The organism is Gemmata sp. (genome assembly GCF_051859125.1).
GTDB lineage: Bacteria > Planctomycetota > Planctomycetia > Gemmatales > Gemmataceae > Gemmata.
The window spans coordinates 1-2,697 of sequence record NZ_JBHYGG010000217.1 but is presented as its reverse complement, the minus strand read 5'-3'; the positions used below and the strand labels follow the sequence as shown (position 1 = coordinate 2,697).

The 2,697-nt window shown below is 74.8% G+C and carries 2 protein-coding genes; both read left to right on the top strand.

Annotated features, from left to right (window positions below; genetic code table 11):
• The first annotated feature begins 145 nt into the window (after nucleotides 1–145).
• Nucleotides 146–1,402, top strand: coding sequence for a glycosyltransferase (locus tag ACTIGN_RS17860; RefSeq protein ID WP_439626247.1), 1,257 nt, complete (start codon nucleotides 146–148; stop codon nucleotides 1,400–1,402).
• Entirely contained in the window at nucleotides 1,402–2,580 is a 1,179-nt protein-coding gene (locus tag ACTIGN_RS17855) for a glycosyltransferase family 2 protein (protein ID WP_439626245.1), read from the top strand. The genes ACTIGN_RS17860 and ACTIGN_RS17855 overlap by 1 nt, the downstream gene beginning before the upstream one ends.
• The last annotated feature ends 117 nt before the right edge of the window (nucleotides 2,581–2,697 follow it).

Below are 2,697 nucleotides of genomic sequence, written 5' to 3'. Positions count from 1 at the left end.
GCCGGCGGGCCGCCACGGAGGGCGGCCCATTCCGAACCGTTGGCTCTTGGTTTGTAGGGGCCGCCCTCCGTGGCGGCCCGCGTGAGGCGAATGACTGCATCACAACAGCCCTGAGCTGAGCCACCGCCGCGAGCCCGGAGCCCCGATGATCGTCGCCTACCTCGTCAACCAGTACCCGCACGTCAGCCACAGCTTCATCCGCCGCGAGATCGTCGGCGTCGAGGCCGCGGGCGTGACGGTGGCGCGGTTCGCGATCCGCCCCCCGGGTGCGGACATCGTCGACCCCGCGGACCGCGCCGAGGTCGCCCGCACGCGGAGCCTCCTCGCGGCGGGGAAGCCGGCGCTGCTGCTCGCGGCGCTCGGGATGTTGCTGACGCACCCGGTGAAATGGTTCCGCGCGTTCCGCACGGCGTGGCGGCTCGGAGGCGCGGCCGGGAAGCGCCTGCGCCACCTGATCTACCTCGTGGAAGCGTGCCTTCTCGTGCGCTGGCTCCGCTGGTGCGGGGCGGAGCACCTGCACACGCACTTCGGCACGAACCCCGCGGCCGTCGCGCTGCTGGCCCGCACCCTCGGCGGCCCGCCGTACAGCTTCACGGTCCACGGCCCCGAGGAGTTCGACCGGCCCGACGCGCTCGCGCTGCGCGAGAAGATCGCCGGGGCCGCGTTCGTCGTGGCGATCAGCTCGTTCGGCCGCAGCCAGCTCTTCCGCTGGGCGCGGTACGAGGACTGGGGCAAGGTCCGCGTCGTGCGGTGCGGGGTGGACGCCGCGTTCCTCGACGACGGCCCGCTACCGCCCGCCGAGAACAACCGGCTCGTGTGCGTCGGCCGGCTCGCCGAGCAGAAGGGGCAGTTGCTCCTGGTCGCGGCCGCGGCGCGACTCGCGGACGCCGGCCACGACTTCGAGTTGGTGCTGGCCGGCGACGGCCCGATGCGGCGCGAGGTCGAGGCGGCGGTCCGCGGGCACGGGCTCGGGGGCCGCGTCCGCGTCACCGGCTGGCTGAGCAACGCACAGGTGCGGGCCGAGATGATCGCCGCGCGTGCGATGGTGCTGCCCAGCTTCGCCGAGGGGCTGCCGGTGGTCATCATGGAGGCGCTCGCGCTCGGGCGGCCGGTGGTGACCACGTTCGTCGCCGGCATCCCCGAGCTGGTCCGCGACGGCGTGAACGGGTGGCTCGTGCCCGCGGGCGACGTGGCGCGGCTCGCCGATGCGCTTGCCGCGGCACTCGAAGCGACACCCGAAGAACTCGCGGCGATGGGCGCGGCCGGGGCCGAGGCCGTGCGGGCGGCGCACAACGCCGCGACCGAGGGCCGCAAACTGGCGGCGCTGTTCACCGGCGGCGGCAAGCACTCGGACGACGCGGCCGAACCCGCGGCGCGGCTGTCGATCGCAGGGGGGGCGTGATGGACTGGATCGATTACTGTGCGCTGGCGGCCGCGGTGCTGCTCGCGGTGCCGCTCCTCGTGCTCGCCGTCGAGTGCGCCGTCGCGAGCCTGTTTCGGGTGCGGCCGGCACCGAAGGCCGGGACCGCGCGGGTGCCGTGCGTCGTGCTCATTCCGGCGCACGACGAGGAGGCCGGCCTCGGCCGCACGCTCGACGCGCTCGCGCCCGAGTTGGGGCCGGGCGACCGCGTGCTGGTCGTCGCCGACAATTGCACCGACCGCACGGCCCGGGTCGCGCGGGACCGCGGCGTCGAGGTCGTCGAGCGGTTCGACGCGACCCGCCGCGGCAAGGGGTACGCACTGGCGTTCGGCGTGGATGCGGTCCGCGACCGACCGCCGGCGGTGGTCGTGGTGCTCGACGCCGACTGCGTGATCGGGCCGGGCGGGCTGGTACGACTGGTGGAACTCGCCCACGAGACGCAGCGCCCCGTCCAGGCCGCGTACCGCATGAACCCGCCGGCCGGCGCGAAGCCCGAGCGGGGGATCGCCGCGTTCGCGTTCGTGGTGAAGAACGTCGTGCGGCCGCTGGGGCTCAAGCGACTCGGCCAGCCGTGCCTGCTCACCGGCACCGGCATGGCGTTCCCGTGGCCGGTCATCCGCGCCGCGAAGCTGGGCCACGGGCACATCGTCGAGGACATGCAACTCGCGGTCGATCTGGTGGTCGCCGGGCACGGCCCGCTGTTCGCGCCGGACGCCGCAGTGAGCGCCGAGTTCCCGACCGCCGACGCCGCCGCCGGGAGCCAGCGCCGCCGCTGGGAGCACGGGCACCTTCGGGTGATCCGGGCGGGCGTGCCGCGGTTGCTCGCGAGCGCGCTCACGGGGCGGGTGTCGTCGCTGGCGCTCGCGCTCGAACTCGGCGTGCCGCCGCTGTCGGCGCTCGTCCTCGTGGCGGGGGTGGTGCTGGTCGCGCTGGCGGGGTACGCGGCCTTCGGCGGGTCGCCGTGGCCGGCCGGTGTGCTGAGCGCGGCGTGCGCGATCGCGGCGCTCGGACTGACCGCGGCGTGGCTCCGCTTCGGGCGGAGCGTGCTGCCGGTGCGGACGCTGCTCCGCGTGCCGCTGTACGCGGTGCGAAAGGTGCCGCTGTACCTCGGGTTCATCACGAAGCCGCAGGCCGAGTGGGTCCGCACCGAGCGGGTGTGAGCCGGAACCAGAGGTGAGCCACAGAGGGGAACGCAGTGGTTGCGGAAGGGGTAAGGTAGTTCCCCCTCACCCGCCGCGAGGCGCGGCGACCTCTCCCCCGAGACCGGGGGCGAGGTG